The sequence below is a fragment of the Mycobacterium numidiamassiliense genome (genome assembly GCF_900157365.1).
Classification (GTDB): Bacteria; Actinomycetota; Actinomycetes; order Mycobacteriales; family Mycobacteriaceae; genus Mycobacterium; species Mycobacterium numidiamassiliense.
Map to the genome: position 1 here is coordinate 4348521 of NZ_FUEZ01000004.1, position 18374 is coordinate 4366894.

At 68.3% G+C, this 18374-nt stretch carries 18 protein-coding genes; 6 read left to right on the plus strand and 12 right to left on the minus strand.

The window, feature by feature from the left end; translation table 11 throughout:
- Positions 1–13: 13 nt before the first annotated feature.
- The 6 genes from MNAB215_RS28790 to MNAB215_RS28815 all read left to right on the plus strand — a co-directional run bounded on the left by MNAB215_RS28790 (position 14) and on the right by MNAB215_RS28815 (position 4851).
- Positions 14–286 carry a HypC/HybG/HupF family hydrogenase formation chaperone gene (locus MNAB215_RS28790; protein ID WP_077081787.1) on the plus strand — a complete coding sequence of 91 codons (273 nt, stop codon included), beginning with the start codon at positions 14–16 and terminating at the stop codon, positions 284–286.
- Positions 287–301: 15 nt separating this feature from the next.
- Positions 302–1441, plus strand: a complete 1140-nt coding sequence (gene hypD, locus MNAB215_RS28795) for a hydrogenase formation protein HypD (protein WP_077081788.1) — start codon at positions 302–304, stop codon at positions 1439–1441.
- A gap of 3 nt (positions 1442–1444) precedes the next feature.
- Positions 1445–2194 (plus strand): DUF6390 family protein, encoded by a 750-nt coding sequence (locus MNAB215_RS28800; protein ID WP_077081789.1) that lies wholly within the window; start codon positions 1445–1447, stop codon positions 2192–2194.
- Between the two features lie 20 nt (positions 2195–2214).
- Positions 2215–3351 carry an alkaline phosphatase family protein gene (locus tag MNAB215_RS28805; RefSeq protein ID WP_077081790.1) on the plus strand — a complete coding sequence of 379 codons (1137 nt, stop codon included), beginning with the start codon at positions 2215–2217 and terminating at the stop codon, positions 3349–3351.
- A gap of 78 nt (positions 3352–3429) precedes the next feature.
- Positions 3430–3840, plus strand: a complete 411-nt coding sequence (locus tag MNAB215_RS28810) for a hypothetical protein (RefSeq protein ID WP_077081791.1) — start codon at positions 3430–3432, stop codon at positions 3838–3840.
- 99 nt (positions 3841–3939) lie between these two features.
- The gene (locus MNAB215_RS28815; protein WP_083746284.1) at positions 3940–4851 is read left to right on the plus strand and encodes a PPE family protein; all 912 of its coding nucleotides are present in this window, start codon (positions 3940–3942) and stop codon (positions 4849–4851) included.
- Here MNAB215_RS28815 and MNAB215_RS28820 read toward each other — a convergent pair.
- From MNAB215_RS28820 to MNAB215_RS28875, 12 genes are all read right to left on the minus strand, one after another.
- Positions 4838–5611, minus strand: coding sequence for a 3-oxoacyl-ACP reductase (locus MNAB215_RS28820; protein WP_077082429.1), 774 nt, complete (start codon positions 5609–5611; stop codon positions 4838–4840). The genes MNAB215_RS28815 and MNAB215_RS28820 overlap by 14 nt on opposite strands.
- Positions 5612–5619: 8 nt before the next feature.
- The gene (locus MNAB215_RS28825; protein WP_077081792.1) at positions 5620–6987 is read right to left on the minus strand and encodes an aldehyde dehydrogenase family protein; all 1368 of its coding nucleotides are present in this window, start codon (positions 6985–6987) and stop codon (positions 5620–5622) included.
- Positions 6984–7823 (minus strand): gamma-glutamyl-gamma-aminobutyrate hydrolase family protein, encoded by an 840-nt coding sequence (locus tag MNAB215_RS28830; RefSeq protein ID WP_425436533.1) that lies wholly within the window; start codon positions 7821–7823, stop codon positions 6984–6986. Before MNAB215_RS28830 ends, MNAB215_RS28825 begins: the two co-directional genes overlap by 4 nt.
- Entirely contained in the window at positions 7804–9201 is a 1398-nt protein-coding gene (locus MNAB215_RS28835) for a glutamine synthetase family protein (RefSeq protein WP_077081794.1), read from the minus strand. The genes MNAB215_RS28830 and MNAB215_RS28835 overlap by 20 nt, the downstream gene beginning before the upstream one ends.
- A 22-nt stretch (positions 9202–9223) precedes the next feature.
- A complete protein-coding gene (locus tag MNAB215_RS28840; protein ID WP_077081795.1) occupies positions 9224–9778 on the minus strand; it encodes an alpha/beta hydrolase in 555 nt (184 codons plus the stop codon).
- A gap of 18 nt (positions 9779–9796) precedes the next feature.
- Complete coding sequence (locus MNAB215_RS28845) at positions 9797–11341, minus strand: cobyric acid synthase (protein ID WP_077081796.1); 1545 nt, start codon at positions 11339–11341, stop codon at positions 9797–9799.
- Positions 11342–11372: 31 nt separating this feature from the next.
- Entirely contained in the window at positions 11373–12230 is an 858-nt protein-coding gene (gene map / locus MNAB215_RS28850) for a type I methionyl aminopeptidase (protein WP_077081797.1), read from the minus strand.
- A 250-nt stretch (positions 12231–12480) separates the two neighbouring features.
- A complete protein-coding gene (locus tag MNAB215_RS28855) occupies positions 12481–13068 on the minus strand; it encodes a DUF1707 SHOCT-like domain-containing protein (protein ID WP_077081798.1) in 588 nt (195 codons plus the stop codon).
- A gap of 41 nt (positions 13069–13109) precedes the next feature.
- The gene (locus tag MNAB215_RS28860; protein WP_077081799.1) at positions 13110–14948 is read right to left on the minus strand and encodes a penicillin-binding transpeptidase domain-containing protein; all 1839 of its coding nucleotides are present in this window, start codon (positions 14946–14948) and stop codon (positions 13110–13112) included.
- Between the two features lie 126 nt (positions 14949–15074).
- Complete coding sequence (locus tag MNAB215_RS28865; protein ID WP_077081800.1) at positions 15075–15929, minus strand: GNAT family N-acetyltransferase; 855 nt, start codon at positions 15927–15929, stop codon at positions 15075–15077.
- 53 nt (positions 15930–15982) lie between these two features.
- Entirely contained in the window at positions 15983–17155 is a 1173-nt protein-coding gene (ispG, locus tag MNAB215_RS28870; RefSeq protein WP_077081801.1) for a flavodoxin-dependent (E)-4-hydroxy-3-methylbut-2-enyl-diphosphate synthase, read from the minus strand.
- Complete coding sequence (locus MNAB215_RS28875; RefSeq protein WP_077081802.1) at positions 17152–18372, minus strand: M50 family metallopeptidase; 1221 nt, start codon at positions 18370–18372, stop codon at positions 17152–17154. The genes ispG and MNAB215_RS28875 overlap by 4 nt, the downstream gene beginning before the upstream one ends.
- Positions 18373–18374 lie beyond the last annotated feature (2 nt).

Sequence of the window (18374 nt, forward strand, 5' to 3'; positions counted from 1 at the left end):
GAGATGAACTGACATGTGCCTTGGGATTCCGGGCCGGATCGTTGAGATCACCGATCCTGCCAACTATCTGGCGAAGGTCGACGTCAGCGGCGTGCAGCGCACGATCAGCGTGCGGCTGTTGGAAGACGAGCTGCCAGGACCGGACGACTGGGTGCTGGTCCACGTGGGGTTCGCGATGGCCAAGATCGACGAAACCGAGGCGTTGCTCACCCTGGCCGCCATCAAGAAACTCGGGGATGCCTACGCCACCGAAGTGGCGGCGTTCGACTCCTCGGCCATCGTCTGACAGTGAGGGAACGCAATGAAGTTCGTTGACGAATTCCGTGATCCGGCCGCGGCCCGCAAACTCATGGTCGCCATCGAGCACCTGGCCGCCGCCGGCCCAGAACACTTCAAGTTCATGGAAGTCTGCGGCGGTCACACCCACACCATCTACCGCCACGGCATCGAACACCTGCTGCCCGACAACGTCGAGCTGGTGCACGGCCCAGGCTGCCCGGTCTGCGTGATCCCGATGGGCCGCATCGATGACGCGATGTGGCTGGCCGGCCAACCCGACGTGATCTTCACCTGCTTCGGCGACATGATGCGCGTACCCGGATCAGCCGGCAGCCTATTGGATGCCAAGGCGCGCGGCGCCGACGTGCGATTCGTCTACTCCCCGCTGGATGCGCTGAAGATCGCCATCGACAACCCCGACAAGAGCGTGGTGTTTTTCGCCATCGGTTTCGAGACCACTGCACCGTCAACCGCGGTCACGCTGGTGCGGGCGCGCGAGCTGGCGCTGCCCAATTTCAGTGTGTTCTGCAACCACGTCACGATCGTGCCACCGATCAAGGCCATCCTGGAGTCACCCGATCTGCGGCTGTCCGGCTTCATCGGGCCCGGGCACGTATCGACGGTGGTGGGCAATCGGCCGTACCGGTTCGTGCCGGACGTTTACCGAAAGCCGTTGGTAGTAGCTGGATTCGAGCCACTCGACATCCTTGCATCCGTCGCGATGCTACTGCGCCAGATCCGCGAGGGCCGCTGCGAGGTGGAAAACCAATACAAGCGGGTGGTGCCCGAGCACGGCAATCCGGCCGCGCTGGCGTTGATGGGCAAGGTGTTCGCGTTACGTCCGCACTTCGAATGGCGCGGCCTGGGCTTCATCTCACAAAGCGCGCTGCGACTGCACGACGACTTCGCCGAGTTCGACGCCGAGCTACGGTTCGCCATGCCCGGTGTGCGCGTCGCGGACCCGAAGGCCTGTCAATGCGGTGAGGTGCTCAAAGGTGTGCTAAAGCCTTGGGAATGCAAGGTTTTCGGAACCGCCTGCACACCAGAAACGCCGATCGGGACGTGCATGGTGTCTCCCGAGGGCGCCTGTGCGGCCTACTACAACTTCGGCCGCCTGCACCGCGACGCCGCCAAGTTGGTGGGGCAGTCTGGACGGGTGTGACACATGTCGGTGTCTGATTCGCCAGGCACCCGGGGCGTGGAGATGTTCGCCCGCTACGCCTACGCGCCCAACGCGTTGGGCTACTGCGGTCCTCCACTGGGAGCCACCTTTCGCGACGGATCGGTTGACGACGTGCGCAGTGCCGCAACCAGATTTACGGGGGCCTGGCCCTATCTGCGTGTGCTGTCGGCACTGACCGGTATCGGCGACCCGCTGGACTACCGGCTGGTCGAGTCGTATTGGCTCGGCGGCGGTGTCGGCACCCATATCGACCCGACCGATTTCGTCGAGGCGTTGCTGAGCATCATCGGCCCGCAGGCGAGCCGCTACTGGTCGCATTTGTCCGCGGATCTGGCCTGCGAGGCGGCGGCTAACCACTGCTTTCACGTGTTCGGCGTCTACCCGTGGACACGCTTCCTTGGCCGGGGCATGGACGAGCATCCGATGAACGTGTTGGACAGTTGCCGGATCACTTGGGGCACAGTTGCTTCCCGTGCCGGCGATGAGATTGAGGTCATCTGCCGACGGCTCGTTTGGGACGGCCTGGCGCTCGCGTTGTCCGAGCCTGCCGTGCGCATGCTCGAGGTCTGGGGAGACGGCTATAGCGCGGTGCCCGACGTGGCGGTCGGTGATGAGGTCGCAGTCCACTGGGGCCGGCTGTGTGGCCGGCTGAGTGCGGAGCAGGTTAGGGCGCTCGCAGACAGCACCGACCGGCAACTGCGGGTGACCAACCGACGGCTGGCGCACGTCTGAACGCGTGTCAGACTGACCCCATGTCTGGTTCAGCGCCGGCTTCGATCTGCGACGTGCTGCCCGCCGCGGCCGCACTGCTCGGGATGCCGGGTGCGGTCGACCGACTGGGGTTGACGGAATCGCTTGTGGAGCAGGTTGATCGCGTCGCGGTCATCCTCGTCGACGGAATGGGCTGGCACCTGTTACCGGAGTTGGCCGCCCACGCGCCGCTGCTGGCCTCGGTGCTCGCCGGTGGCGCCGGACGGCTGAGCGAACTCGTCTGCACCTTCCCGTCGACCACGCCCAGCAGCCTGGTCTCGCTGGGCACGGGCGCGCAGCCGGGCGAGCACGGCGTGCTGGGCTTCACCCTCAACGTCCCCGGCACCGACCGGGTACTCACCCATATCGCATGGCGCGACGACCCGGCGCCTACCGAATGGCAGCCGCTGCCAACCTGGTTCGGGCGGCTGAACCAACACGGGTTCGGTGCCCGGGCGGTGCTGCCGTCGGCGTTCATCGGCAGTGGGCTGACCGACGCGGCCTACCGCGGCGCCGCGTTTCGCCCGACGCAGCCGAGCGACGACTACGCCGGCGTCCTCGCCGACGAGCTGCTCGCGGGGCCAGGGCTGGTGTACGGCTACATCGCCGACCTGGACACCGCGGCGCATCTCTTCGGTATCGGAACGCCGCGCTGGCACGAGGCGGCTGTCCGGGTCGATACGTTGCTGACCCGGCTGCTCGACGCGCTGCCCCCGGACGCGGCGCTGCTGGTGACCGCCGACCACGGCGGACTCAACGTGCCCGCCGATGCTCGCGTCGACCTCGACGCCGACCCGCGGCTGGGCGACGGAATCCGGGTGGTCGCCGGTGAGCCCCGGGTTCGCTACCTGCACACCGAGCCGGGCGCCGCCGCCGACGTGCAGGCCACCTGGATCGCCTTGCTGGACGGGCGGGCCCGGGTCTACAGCCGCGAGCAGGCGGTCGCCACCGGGATGTTCGGGCCGGTCAGCCCGCGCCATCTGGCGCGGCTCGGCGACGTCGTCGTCGTGTGCACCGGCGATTCGGCCGTCCTGGCGACCGCCCACGAGCCCCCGGAAGCCGCCCGCCTCATCGGTTTTCACGGCGCAGCCACCGACGCCGAAATGGCGATCCCGTTGATCGCCTTCACGCCCTCGTGAATCCACACGGGACTTTGACCGTATTCACAGCTCGCTTCAGGCAGCGCCCCAGTGAGGTGCTATACAGTCGGGCGCACTGTGAGGTATCGCGGCGCTGATCGGATTCGGCGATGGCAGTCAGCCATCGCGATTGCCGCAGCGCTGGGCCTGTTCACCGCGGTCGTCGTCGGATGGGCCTCACGGGAGACGGCCGTGGCCGGGGTCGCACTTCCGGCGCCGCGGTCCCACCACGCCAGTGAGCAAGCCGACGTCGCGAGCCAGCATCTTCACAGCGATTCACCGCTGGATCACCAGTCCACCAAGACGGCGTGGCTGACCCGTGAGCGACCGCCGACGTGGCCGCGCTTGTCACCGGTCTCGGTCTGGTCGCCGCTGCCTGGTTCGCTTGCCACCTCGGGTGTCCCACCCGATATCGCACGCTCGACTGCGCCCGCGGCCATGCGGGCCAATCGAGATACGTTGACCCAGTTCTGCATCGCCCGTCTCTGATCGGTCGGCTGCGGGCCACCAGTGTGCCCACGCAACCGTCACCGCGTAGGTGTGTAACCCCTGCGTCTATGTCATCAGGGAAGGGTGAGGCAGCCAGCAATGAATTTCGCGACGATACCGCCGGAGATCAGCTCCGGGCGAATGTTTGACGGTCCCGGCTCGGGGTCGATGATCGAGGCCGTCACGGCCTGGGAAAAGTTGGCCATCCGGCTGTGCACCGCGGCGGCGGACTACCGGGGGGTGACCTCGAAGCAGGCGGTGCGCCAGGGTGGCCCGGAGCTGACGGCCATGGCCGAGGCCACGGCCCCCTACATCGAGTGGCTCGACGGCGCCGCCGCGCTGGCGCAGCACGCGGCGGCGCAGGCCAGGGCCGCCGCGACGGCGTACGACACGGCGCTGGCGGCGATGGTGCCCCCGTCGATGATCGCGGACAACCGCGGGCGACGAAAGTCGTTGGCCAAGAACAATTGTCTGGGCCAGGCCAGCCAGGCGATCGCGGCGATCGAGGCTTGCTACGAGCGGATGTGGGTCCGCGACGTCGTGGCGATGTACGCCTACGCCGGCGCCGCCGCCGATGCCTCGACGATAACGCCGTTCACCTCGCCGCCCGCCCCGGATGAGGGTGCTTCGGCGCCCCGCACCTGGGTGCTCAGATCGGCACCGGAGCTCGTCTGCGCCGGGCACACCGTGATGACCGCCATTCCCGATGCGCTGCAACAGTTTTCCTCGTCACCCCGGGCGGCGCTGGACGCCTGTCTGTCCAAGGTGACGCCGTCCCTGTCGAAACTGAGTTCGCTGAGCGCGCCGACGGGGTTCGCGATCGACTACCTGAATCACCTCAACAAGGCGGCGGCGTTGCGATGGCTCTTGCCCGATCAGGGTGGTGCTCGCGGCCCGGAGGTCACCGCGCGGTTCGGTCGGGCGACGTCGATCGCGACGTTGTCGGTGCCGCGGGCCTGGTCGTCGGGTGCGGCCGCCGGGGCCGCGGGTGCGGCAGTCAGAGCGGGGTGACGTAGGCCGAGCTGATCCCTCCGTCGACCAGGAAAGTCGACGCCGTGATGAAGGACGCGTCGTCACTGGCCAAAAACGCTACGGCCGCGGCGATTTCGTCGGGCTCGGCGAAGCGCCCGATCGGCACATGGACCAGCCGGCGCGCGGCCCGCTCGGGGTCCTTGGCGAAAAGTTCCTGCAGCAGCGGGGTATTGACCGGTCCGGGGCACAGCGCGTTGACGCGGATGCCTTGCCGCGCGAATTGCACGCCCAGCTCCCGCGACATGGCCAGCACCCCGCCCTTGGAGGCGGTATAGGAGATCTGCGACGTCGCCGATCCCAGCACCGCGACGAACGACGCGGTGTTGATGATCGCCCCCTTCTGCGCGGGCACCATGTGCCGCAGCGCCGCCCGGCAGCACAGGTACACCGAGGTCAGGTTGACGTGTTGCACCCGGTGCCACGCGTCCAGGCCGGTGTTTTCGATCAGGTCGTCGTCGGGTGGCGAGATGCCGGCGTTGTTGAAGGCGATGTCGACCGAGCCGTAGGTGTGCGCCGCCGCATCGAACAGCGCGTTGACCGCGTCCTCATCGGAAACATCCACCGGCACAAATAAACCCGATAGCTCCTCGGCCGCGGCTGTTCCGCTGTCGCCGTCGATGTCGCCGACGACGATCGTCGCGCCTTCGGCGTGCATCCGTCGCCCGGCGGCCAAACCGATGCCGCTGCCGCCGCCGGTGATGACTGCCACCCGGCCGGCCAATCGCCGAGTGAGATCGATCGCCGCCACTAGCCCTCCTCGCGGATCGCGATGAACACGTTCTTGGTTTCGGTGAAATGCAACGGAGCGTCCGGGCCGAGCTCGCGGCCCAGGCCGGACTGCTTGAATCCACCGAACGGTGTGTTGAAGCGCACCGACGAGTGCGAATTCACGGACAGATTGCCGGATTCGATGGCCCTGCACACCCGCAGCGCGCGGGACAGATCGTCGGTCCAGATCGATCCCGACAGGCCGTACGTGGTGTCGTTGGCCAACGTGATGGCGTCGTGTTCGTCGTCGAATGCCAGCACGGTGACGACCGGGCCGAAGATCTCGTCGGTCACGCTGCGGTCGGTGCGTTGCGGCGTGAGAACCGTGGGCGGAAACCAGAAGCCACGCCCGGTAGGTGCTGTGCCGCGGAACGCGACCGGGGCGTCGTCGGGCACATAGGAGGCCACCTTATCGTGGTGCGCGGCCGACACCAGTGGGCCCATCTCGGTGTCGCGGGACGCGGGATCGCCGACCGCGACAGCCTTGACGGCGGGCTCGAGCAACTCCATGAACCGTTCGTAGACATTGCGCTGCACCAGGATTCGACTGCGGGCACAGCAGTCCTGGCCGGCGTTGTCGAACACCCCGTTGGGGGCGGTCGCCGCGGCGCGCTCCAGGTCGCAGTCGGCGAAGATGATGTTGGCGCTCTTGCCGCCCAGTTCCAGGGTCACCCGCTTGACCTGTGCGGCCGCTCCTGCCATCACTTTTTTGCCGACCGCCGTGGACCCGGTGAAGACGACCTTGCGCACACCCGGGTGGGTGACGAATCGCTCGCCGACCACCGGGCCCGTTCCCGGCAGCACCTGCAGCAGGTCTGGGTCCAGTCCGGCTTCGACCGCGAGCTCACCGAGTCGCAGTGTGGTGAGCGGTGTCCACTCGGCGGGTTTGACCAGCACGGCGTTGCCCGCGGCCAGGGCCGGGGCGATGCTCCAGGATGCGATCGGCATCGGGAAGTTCCACGGCGTGATCACGCCCACCACTCCCAGCGGCTCGTTGAAGGTGACGTCGAGTCCGTCTGCGACGGGAATCTGCTTGCCGGACAAGCGTTCCGGGCTACCCGCGTAGAACGTCAACACGTCACGGACGTGGCCGGCTTCCCACTCGGCCGACGCGATGGGGTGCCCCGAATTGGCGACCTCGAGCGCGGCCAGCTCGTCGGTGTGCGCGTTGACGGCGGCGGCGAACGCCCGCAACCCGGCCGCCCGCTGCGCCGGCGACGCCCGTGCCCAGCGCCGCTGGGCCGCCGCGGCCCGCGCCACCGCATCGTCGACCGCCGCGGCATCCAGATGCTCGACCGAGCGCAGCACGTCCTCGGTGGCGGGGTTGACCAGCTGCACGGCGCTCATCGGCTGCCGGCATAGGACCGGGCGGCGTCCACCACCGCGTGGAACAACCGAAGGTCGTCCAGGGTCTTCTCCGGATGCCATTGCACCGCAAGGACGAAATGGTCACCGGGCAGCTCCAGCGCCTCGACCACGCCGTCGCCGTCCCACGCGCTGACCGTCAGCGCATCGCCGACGGTGTCGATGGCCTGATGGTGATAGCAGGATGCGTCGGCCGACTCCCCGATCAGGCCGGCCAGCCGGGTGCCCGGCACGGTCCGCACCGGCAGCCGCGCGAAGACGCCGTTGCCGGCCCGATGTCCGTTGTGGCCCAAGACATCCGGCAGGTGCTGGTGCAGCGTGCCGCCGAATGCGACGTTGAGCACTTGCGCGCCGCGGCAGATGCCGAGCACCGGGAGCCGCCGGTCCAGGGCACCGCGCAACAGTGCGAACTCCCAGGCATCGCGGTTGGTGCGGGGTTCGTCGGTCGTCGGATGGGGCTGCTGGCCGTAGGCCGCGGGGTCGAGGTCATAGCCGCCCGTGATCACCAGCGCGTCCAGGCTGTCCAGGACCGCGCTGACGATCTCGTCGTCGACCGGCTGCGGCGGCAACAACACCGCGATGCCCCCGGCGGCGATGACGCCCGCGAAGTAATCCGCGGGCAGGTAGCCGGCGGAGACGTCCCAGATCCCGGTTCGCACCTGTTCCAGGTAACTGGTCAGGCCCACCACCGGGCGGTTCAGTGGCGATCGCAAGCGCGGCGTCGCCGGGCGCATGGGGGTACTCCCCAGCTTCGCGGGGAACCCACCCGCTTGCGGGGGAGGGTCGCCACCATCCGACCTAGAGGCGTTCAAACCCACGCATCCTCTCCCAATCGGTGACCGCCGCGTTGAACGCCGTCACCTCCACTCGCGCGTTGTTCAGATAGTGCGCGACCACGTCGTCGCCGAATGCTTCTCGCGCCAGCACCGACGCCCCGAACAGCCCCGCCTCCTCAGCCAGGGTGGTGGGCAGCCGTTCGACACCGGATGCCTCATAGGCGTTGCCCGCGTAGGGCTCCGGAAGCTCCAGGCCCTGCTCGATACCGTACAGCCCGCCCGCGATCAGTGCCGACACCGCAAGGTACTGGTTGACATCGCCACCGGCGACCCGGCATTCGACGCGCATGCCGCTGCCGTGACCGACCACCCGCAGGGCGCAGGTGCGGTTGTCCAGGCCCCAGGACAGCGCGGTCGGCGCGAAGCTGCCTTCGGCAAATCGCTTGTAGGAGTTGATGTTCGGCGCATAGAACAAGGTGAGCTCGCGCAGCGTGGCCAGCAGGCCCGCGACGAACCCGCGAAACGTCGACGACATGCCGTGCGGTCCGGCGTCGTCGGCGAACACGGCGGCACTCTTCTCAGAGCCCTCGCTCGCCCGCAAGGAGATGTGGATGTGGCAGCTGTTGCCTTCGCGCTCATCGTATTTCGCCATGAACGTCAGGCTTTTGCCGTGCTGGTCGGCGATTTCCTTGGCGCCGTTCTTGTAGATGGCGTGGTTGTCGCAGGTGATCAGCGCCTCGTCGTAGCGGAACCCGATCTCCTGCTGGCCGTTGTTGCACTCGCCCTTGACGGCCTCGAACCGCAGACCGGCCCCCTCCATACCCAGCCGGATATCGCGCAGCAGCGGGTCCATGCGCGTCGACGCCAAGATCGCGTAGTCGATGTTGTAGTCGCTGGCCGGGGTCAGGCCGCGGTAACCCTGGGCCCACGCCTGGCGGTAGGGCTCGTCGAACACGATGAACTCGAGCTCGGTGGCGACGTCGGCGGCCAGGCCCCGCTCGGCCAGCCGGGCGAGCTGGCGGCGCAGGATGGCCCGCGGCGCGACGCTGACCGCACTGCCGTCGGCCCAGCCCAGATCGGCGATCACCAGCGCCGTGCCGGGCAGCCAGGGAAGCAGCCGCAAGGTGCTCACGTCCGGCGTCATGACCATGTCGCCGTATCCGGTGTCCCAGCTCGACATGGAATACCCGGGCACCGTGTGCATTTCGACGTCGACCGCCAGCAGGTAGCTGCAACACTCGGCCCCATGGGCGGCCACCTCGTCCACGAAGAGCCGGGCCGACACCCGCTTGCCGGCGAGCCGTCCCTGCATGTCGGTGAACGCGACGATGACGGTGTCCACGTCGCCGATCCCAACCAGTTGCTCCAGCGCGGCTAACGACAAGCCCGCCGGACCCGATCCCGTTTCCTGGTGACCCATGACCCGCTAGTCAACCAGGCATTTACCAGGTGCTGGTGCGCAACACGATCTCGGCGGCCAGCTGCGCGGTCGACTCCTGCGCGTTGCGCCGGGCCAGCAGGTCAACCGTGCGGTATTCGGAGTACACGTACCGCTGGCTGTTGCGGGCCACGGTCCGCGCGGCCGGCGAGCTGACCAGCACGGTGGTGCCGACCTCGACCGGCGGGCAGTGTTCATCGCGAATGACGCCGTGCAGGTCGGCCACCCGCGGATGTCCACGGTCGACGACCACCAGGCCGACGAAGCGGCCCACCCTGGTCGCCGCGAGTTCCCAGGCGAGCTCACCGCCGGCCCGATCGCCGACGACCACCGCCCAGCTGATGCCCAGCGCGTCGAGAATGCCGACCACCGACTTGGGGGTCAGCCGCGGGTCGCGACCGATCACGACGGTCCGCAGCGACGCGGTATGCAGGCGCTCACACACGGCGTCGTAGGCAGCCGGCGGCCGGTCCTCGTCGGCCAGGATGACGACGACGACACCCTTGTCCGGGCCGCCGACACCCACCGGTACGGGGAAACCCTCGAGTGTGGTCATCATCGAAGTCACTAACGCACGCTACAGCGGATCGGCCTGGCAGTGCGAGGTTTGCGCCCGCTGCGCGGGGCGCAGCCGGCTCACCAGGTGCGGCCGTCGGGGCGGTGGGCCATCGAGCAGGCCAAGGACGGCGTCGACGTCGAGGTGGGCCGCCAGCAGGTCGGCGATCCGGTCGAGCTGGCCGTCGCGCCGCGCGACGACGTCGGTGTCGTCGGCGACCGTAAACCCGGTGCGGCCGGCCGCCTCGGCGACACCGGTAAGCCAGGCGCGCCGGAAGTCGTCGTTGTCGAGCAGGCCGTGCCAGTGCGTGCCGAAGACGGCACCGGACCTGACGCCCTGTGGTTCGGCGTCGACATCGAACCAGGCCGCCTCGCTCGACCGGGTGAGTTGGCCGTGGTGGATTTCGTATCCGGAAAGCGGCCGGTGCCAGTTGCGCAGCGTCTTGACCCGGCTGAAGACGATATCGGCGTCCAGCAGCCCCAGCCCCGCCACTTCCCCGCTGCCGGATTCGACGGTGTCCGTGATGCGCCGGCACAACATCTGCATTCCGCCGCAGATGCCCAGCACCGGCTTGCCGGCCCGGGCGTGCCCGACGATGGCGGCGACCAGGCCGCGATCGTGCAGCCAGGCCAGGTCGGCCACGGTGGCCTTGCTGCCGGGTAGCACGATCAGGTCGGCGTCGGCGGCGTCCGCGGGATCGGCGATCCAGCGGACCAGCACGCCCGGCTCGCAGGCGAGCGCCTCGACGTCGGTGGAGTTCGAGATGCGGGGCAGCCGGATGGCAGCCACCTTGAGCCATTCGTCGCCGCACGGCGGCGCCGGCGTGCCGACGACGCGGTGGGCAACCACCGACAGCGAGTCCTCGGCGTCCAGCCACAGCTCGTCGGCGTAGGGCAGCACGCCGTAGGTGGGGCGGCCGGTCATCTCGAGCAGTTGTCGCAGCCCGGGTTCCAGCAGCGCGGGGTCGCCGCGGAATTTGTTGACGACGAAGCCCGCGATCAGCGCCTGGTCCTCGGGTTCGAGCACCGCGACCGTCCCGAACAGATGAGCCAGCAGGCCACCGCGATCGATGTCGCCCACCAGGATCACCGGCAGATTCGCGGCCCTGGCCAATCCCATGTTCGCCAGATCTGTTGCCCGCAGGTTGATCTCGGCCGGCGAGCCGGCTCCCTCACAGATCACCGCATCGAATTCTTTACGCAGGCAGGATAATTCGTCGCTGACGATCGCCGCGAGCCGGTCGCGATGCTTGACATAGTCGGCCGCGGTGACCGAGTCGGCGACCTGTCCCTTGATCACCAGCTGCGACGTCCGATCACTGCCCGGCTTGAGCAGGATCGGGTTGAACCGCACCCTGGGCGCCAGCCCCGCCGCCCTGGCCTGGATCGCCTGGGCCCGGCCTATTTCGCCGCCGTCGACGGTGACCACCGAGTTGTTGGACATGTTCTGCGCCTTGAACGGCGCGACCCGGATTCGGTTGCGGGCCAACAACCTGCACAGCCCCGCGACCACCATCGATTTCCCGGCGTCAGAGCTGGTGCCCGCGACCAGCAGAGCTCCGCTCACCTTTTTCTGGCGAGCAGTCGCGCCGGAAATTTCATGGCAGAGTGAGGATCTCGACGCCGGTGTCGGTGACCAGCAGGGTGTGTTCGAACTGTGCGGTCCACTTGCGGTCCCTGGTGACCACCGTCCAGCCGTCGTCCCAGATGTCGTAGTCCAGCGCTCCGAGGTTGATCATCGGCTCGATGGTGAACGTCATTCCGGGCTGGATGATGGTCTCGACGGCCGGCTGGTCGTAGTGCAGCACGACCAGCCCGTTGTGAAACGTGGTGCCGATGCCGTGGCCGGTGAAGTCACGAACGACGTTGTACCCGAACCGATTTGCGTATGCCTCGATGACGCGGCCGACAACGGACAGCGCGCGCCCGGGTTTGACGGCCTTGATCGCCCGCATGGTGGCCTCGTGGGTGCGCTCGACGAGCAGCCGGTGCTCCTCCGAGACGTCGCCGGCCAGGAACGTCGCGTTGGTGTCGCCGTGCACCCCGTCGATGTAGGCGGTGACATCGATGTTGACGATGTCACCGTCGGCGATCACCGTCGAGTCGGGGATGCCGTGGCAGATGACCTCGTTGAGCGACGTGCAGCACGACTTGGGGAATCCCTTGTAGCCCAGCGTCGATGGGTAGGCGCCGTTGTCGATCATGTACTCGTGGGCGACCCGGTCCAGCTCGTCGGTGGTCACACCCGGCTCGACGGCCTTGCCGGCCTCCGCGAGTGCGCCGGCCGCGATGCGGCCCGCGACCCGCATCTTCTCGATGACTTCCGGCGTCTGCACCCACGGCTCGGTGCCCTCCTTGGCGGTGGACTTCCCGACGTACTCCGGGCGCGCGATGCGGCCGGGCACCGACAGAGTCGGCGACAACACTCCGGGCGAAAGGGCGGTGCGAACAGGCATACCGCTAGCTTAATCACGCTTTCCACGTGGCGACGGCCCGCGGACCGGGGACGACGGGCGTCGGGCGGCGTCGAGGCTCCGGTGCGTCATCGAGGCTCCGGAGCGTCGACTGTGCGGCAGCGGTGTTGGGCGTGCTCGTAGGGCGCCACTTCAGCGGATTTCCCGCCGTCAACGCACGCCCGACGCCGCCAGCGCACGCCCGCCGCCGTCAACGCACGCGCGGCCCCGGACGCGCCAGGCGCGCGGGCGATCAGCCCGTGCGGCGATGCAACAGTGAGCGACGGCGCGGGCCCTTGATGGTCACCGAGCCGCAGACCACCCGTCCGGTCAGCACGACATGCGGCGTCCCTTCGCCCGGCGCATCCTTGCGGCGGTCGCGGGCGCTGCCCCCGTACACCTGGACGTCGTCGATCGAGGCACTGGCACCGTCCGGCAGCCGGATCTCCACCGAGCCGAACCGCATATCGAGCTCGATCACCACCACGGGCCCCGCGAAGCGGGCCTTGCTCAGCTCGAGTTTGACCGAACCCAGGCGGCGTACCAGCGCGAGCCGGGTGGGCACCGTCCATTCGCCGTGCCGTTGCAGCGAACCGGCCCAGCCACGCAGCTCGACGCGATCGGCCGCGGAGGTCACGATCGCGCCAGGGCCGGGCAGGTCGTCGACCAGGCCGGCCAGCTCGGGCTGGGTCCGGGCGTAGGACACCCGCGACGATCGCTGCTCGAACTCGTTGATATCGATCAGCCCGAGCGCAACCGCGTTGTGTAGCCGCCGCATGGTGCCGTTGCGGTCGGCGTCGGAAACGCGCAACGACAGCATCTCCCCGCCGGTATCCGTCATGTTCGCAATTTACCGCTGTTCCCCACGGGCGGCCGGGCGCTTCAGGCGAGGTAACCGGGCGGCAGCGATTCGAACATGAATTTGGTCATCCGGACCGCCCACTCCGAGCTACCGCCCCCGACGATCAGCGCCGCGAAGGCCAAGTCACCGCGGTAGCCGGCGAACCAGGAGTGCGATCCGCCCGGGAACTCGGCTTCACCAGTCTTTCCGTAGATCTCGCCGCAGCCGTTGATCTCCTTGGCGGTGCCATTGGTGACCACCAGCCGCATCATCGGCCGCAGCGCGTCGATCATCTTGGGGCTGATCGGGGTGCTGTCGCCCTCGACGGTGGTCGGCCGTCCGGCGATCAGTTGCGGCACTGGGGTTTTGCCCGCCGCGACGGTGGCCGCCACCAGCGCCATGCCGAACGGACTGGCCAGCACCTTGCCCTGGCCGAAGCCATCTTCGGTGCGCTCGGTCAGGTCCACGGTCGGGGGCACCGATCCGGTCACCGTGGTGATGCCATCCACCGTGTAGTCGAGGCCCATCCCGTATTGGGAGGCCGTCTGCGTCAGGCCGCGGGGCGGCATCTTGCTGCTCAGCTCGGCGAAGGTGGTGTTGCACGAACTGGCGAACGCGCGCGACATCGACACCACGCCGAGGTCGAAGCCGCCGTAGTTGGGAATGGTGCGGTGCCCGATGTCGATGTGGCCCGGGCAGCCGAGCATCGAGTTCGGCGTCGCCAGATCGCGGTCGACGGCGGCGCCGGCGGTGATCATCTTGAACGTCGACCCGGGCGGGAAGAGGCCGTTAGCGGCCGGCAGACCGTCGGCGTCGGCCCCGCCGTTCTGCGCGATGGCCAGGATCTCCCCGGTCGACGGCTTGATCACGACGATCATGGCCTTGCCGCCCTTGTTGTCCACCGCCCGCTGGGCGGCGTTCTGCACCACCCGGTCCAACGTGATCGACACCGACGGCGCCGGCGAGCCTTCCACCTCGTGCAGCACGGCGACGTCGACGCCGTTCTGGTTGACGCTGACGACGCGCCAGCCCGCCTGGCCGTCGAGCTGGTCGGCCACGGCCTTCTTGACGGCGCCGACGACGGCCGGCGCGAAATGCGGGTCGGTGGGCAGCATCTCGGGCTGGGGCGTGACCACGATGCCCGGCAGTCTGCCGATCGCGGGGAAGACCTTGTCGTTGTCGTCGGGGTGCAGGGTGACGCCAAGGTCCAATGGTTCGGACATCGAGCTGGCCTTCTCGGCGAGCAACTGCGGGTCGATCAGCTTGTCGTTGAACGGCCGCAGCACATCGACGATCGTGTGGGTGGTGAAGCTCAGCGACTCCGACGGTCCGGCCTTGGTGCCATCCAGCGTGTAGTGGTACACGTAGCCCGGCGCCAGCACGTCGCTGCCGCCGAGCTCGTTGACCGAGGCACGCCGCGGCTGGTCGGCCCGTAACGCGAACGTCTGATGCTCGCCCAGCCGGGGGTGCAGCGCGGTGGGCGCCCACCGGCACTCCCAGTGGCCCTCGTCTCGGGCCATCGGCAGCTGGCCGTCATAGCTCCAGGTCCGGTTCTTGGGCAGGTGCCAGGTGAAGCGGTAGCTGATGGTGCCGGTGTCCTCGGCATACTTCGCGCTCAGGATCTGCGCGTCCAGGTGGGACGCCTGCAGCCCGGACCACGCCGCGTTGAGCGCTTCCCTGGCCTCGTTGGCGTTGTCGCACAGCTGCGCGGCCGTCGCGGTGTCGCCGATCGCCAGCGCGCGGAAGAACTTGTCGGCTGCCGGACCCGGACCGTCCGGGCGCGGAGTGCACCCGGACAGCGCGATGACCGCGACCAGCAGCAGACCGGAGACCGTTGAGACTGCTGATGCCAGTGAGGTCCGAGAGGTTATTGTTACCATCGGTGCTGATGTTAAGAACAGTCGACGTTGCACGGCCGCAGACACACCGAGACAAAACCGTGATGTAACGCAGTTGGTAGCCGGGAGCCGCCTTGTGCCGAGTGTGCGGCCAGCCGCACACTCGGGCTAGTCGAGCAGCACCGTCGCGAACGTCCCGACTTCGGCGAAGCCCACGCGGGCGTAGGCGGCGCGGGCCACCGTGTTGAAGTTGTTCACATACAGGCTGGCCACGCGGCCGCTGCCGACGATCACGGCGGCCAGCATCGCAGTACCGCGAGCGCCCAGGCCCAGGCCGCGTCGTTCGGGATGCACCCAGACCCCCTGAATCTGGCCCACCCCCGGGGACTGCGATCCGACTTCGGCCTTGAAGACGACCTGACCGCGCTCGAAGCGGGCCCAGGCCCGCCCCGCGGCGATCAGGCTGCCCACCCGCCGGCGATAGCCGCGACCGCCGTCGCCCAGCCGGGGGTCGACGCCGACCTCGCCGATGAACATGTCGACCGCGGCCACCAGGTAGGCGTCCAGCTCGTCGGGCCGAACCTGGCGCACTTCGGTATCGAGCTCACAATTCGGATGCGTGGCCAGCGCCATCAGCGGCTGGTCGGAGCGCACGTCGCGGGCCGGGCCCCAGGCCGGCTCGAGCCGCTCCCACATCGGCATCACCAGGTCGGCACGGCCGACCAGGGACGAGCAGCGACGCGTCGCGCTCATCGCCTCGTCGGCGAACGCGTTCAGGTCGTCCGGTCCACCACGCAGCGGGATGAGGTTGGCGCCGGCGAAGCACAGCGACTCCTCCGCCCCGCGGCGGGTCCACAGCTCCCCGCCGATCGCATTGGGCTCGATGCCGTAATCGGAGACGCGCGAGGCGACCATGCACGACCCGATCGGATCGGCGTCGAACACTCGCCACACCGCGGCGGAGTCGCGCACCACAGACACCCGTCGGTCGCCGACCAGGCGAAAAAGCGGCGGAGCCGACATGGAGCGAACTCTCTGTGGGGCGACGAGGCCAGTAAGACCCGAACTGGCGCTTATCAGCTTACGGTGACAACCGGCGAACCGCTCGCTGTTTTGTCCGGACCCTCGCCGGAATCCACGGTTTCGGCGGCCAGCCGCATCGCCTCTTCGATCAGGGTCTCGACGATCTGGGATTCGGGCACCGTCTTGATCACTTCACCGCGAACGAAGATCTGGCCCTTGCCATTTCCCGACGCGACGCCCAGGTCGGCTTCACGCGCCTCTCCCGGACCATTGACCACACAGCCCATCACGGCGACCCGCAGCGGCACGTCGAGACCGTCCAGACCGGCGCTGACTTCGTTGGCCAGCGTGTAGACATCGACCTGGGCGCGACCGCACGACGGGCAGGACACGATCTCCAGCCCACGCGGCCGCAAGTTCAGGGATTCCAGGATCTGATTGCCGACCTTGACTTCCTCGACCGGCGGCGCCGACAGCGACACCCGGATGGTGTCACCGATCCCCTTCGACAGCAGGGCGCCGAAGGCGACCGCGGACTTGATGGTGCCCTGGAAGGCCGGGCCCGCCTCGGTGACACCGAGGTGCAGCGGGTAATCGCACTGCGCAGCCAGCTGCTCGTAGGCCGCGACCATCACCACGGGGTCGTTGTGCTTGACGCTGATCTTGATGTCGCCGAAACCGTGCTCCTCGAACAGCGAGGCCTCCCACAGCGCCGACTCCACCAGCGCCTCGGGCGTGGCCTTGCCGTACTTCTCCATGAAGCGCTTGTCCAGCGAGCCGGCGTTGACACCGATGCGGATCGGGATGCCGGCGGCGCCCGCGGCCTTGGCGACCTCGCCGACCCGGCCGTCGAATTCCTTGATGTTGCCCGGGTTTACCCGCACCGCCGCGCAGCCGGCGTCGATGGCCGCGAAGATGTACTTCGGCTGGAAGTGGATGTCGGCGATCACCGGGATCTGGCTGTGCCGGGCGATCTCGCCCAGCGCGTCGGCGTCCTCCTGGCGCGGGCAGGCGACCCGGACAATGTCACAGCCTGCGGCGGTCAGCTCGGCGATCTGCTGCAACGTCGAGTTGACGTCGTGGGTCTTGGTGGTGCACATCGATTGCACCGAGATCCGATAATCGCTGCCGACCCCGACGTCGCGGACCATGAGCTGACGCGTGGTCCGCCGGGGGGCAAGCGTGGGCGCCGGAGCCGCCGGCATACCCAAACCAATGCTGGTCATTGGAACAGCCTGATCGGGTTGACCAGATCGGCCGTCACCGTCAGCAGCATGTACCCGACCACGAACACCAGCACCACGTAGGTCGCCGGCATGAGCTTGAGGTAGTTCACCGGCGCCGCCGCGACCATGCCCCGCGTGGAGCGGATGACGTTGCGGAGCTTTTCGAACACCGCGATGGCGATGTGGCCGCCGTCGAACGGCAGCAGCGGCACCAGGTTGATCGCGCCCAGGATGAGGTTGAGCTGAGCCAGGAAGAACCAGAACGCCACCCAGAGCCCGTGGTCGACGGTGTCGCCGCCGATGATGCTGGCCCCCACGACGCTGATCGGTGTCTGCGGGTCGCGCTGCCCACCGCCGATGGCGTGCACCAGCGCACCCACCTTCGTCGGGATGGTGACCAGCGCCTTGCCCACCTCGACGGTCAGGTCACCGGTGAAGCCGAAGGCGGCCGGGATGGCGGAAAGCGCGTTGTAATGGGTGGGCGTGAGATGGACGGCGCCCACTCCGATGGCGCCGACCGTCGACGGCTGCGCTTGACCGCTGGATCCGTTGGCCCCCGTGGTGAAGCGTTGGGTGGGCGTGACGTCGACGTAGGCGGTGATCGGGGTGCCGTCGCGCTGGACGACGATCGGAACGACTCCGTGCAACTTGCGGACCGCGGTGGCCATGTCTTCGAAGGTGGACACCGGGGTGTCACCTACTTTGACGACGACGTCGCCGGCGCGGATTCCGGCCAGCGCGGCCGGACCGGGACCGGTGCACGTCCCGATCTTGCCGGGAGTCGTTTCCGGTGCGACACAAGCGGTTTCGCCGACGACGGCCTGACTGGGCGGGTGCAGGTTAGGCAACCCCCAGATCAGCGCGATGGCGTAGATCAGCACGATACAGATGATGAAGTTCATGCCCGGGCCGGCGAAGAGCACCGCGACACGCTTCCAGGTTTCCTGCTTGTACATGGCCCGGTCGGATTCGTCGGGCGCCAGATCCTCGACGGGCGTCATGCCGGCGATGTCGCAGAACCCGCCCAACGGGATGGCTTTGACGCCGTACTCCGTTTCGCCGCGCCGGGTGGACCACAGCGTGGGGCCGAAGCCGACGAAGTAGCGGCGTACCTTCATGCCGGTCACGCGGGCGACCCACATGTGGCCGCACTCGTGCAACGCCACCGAGATCAGGATGGCGAGCGCGAATAGTGCAATGCCGATAGCGAACATCAGGC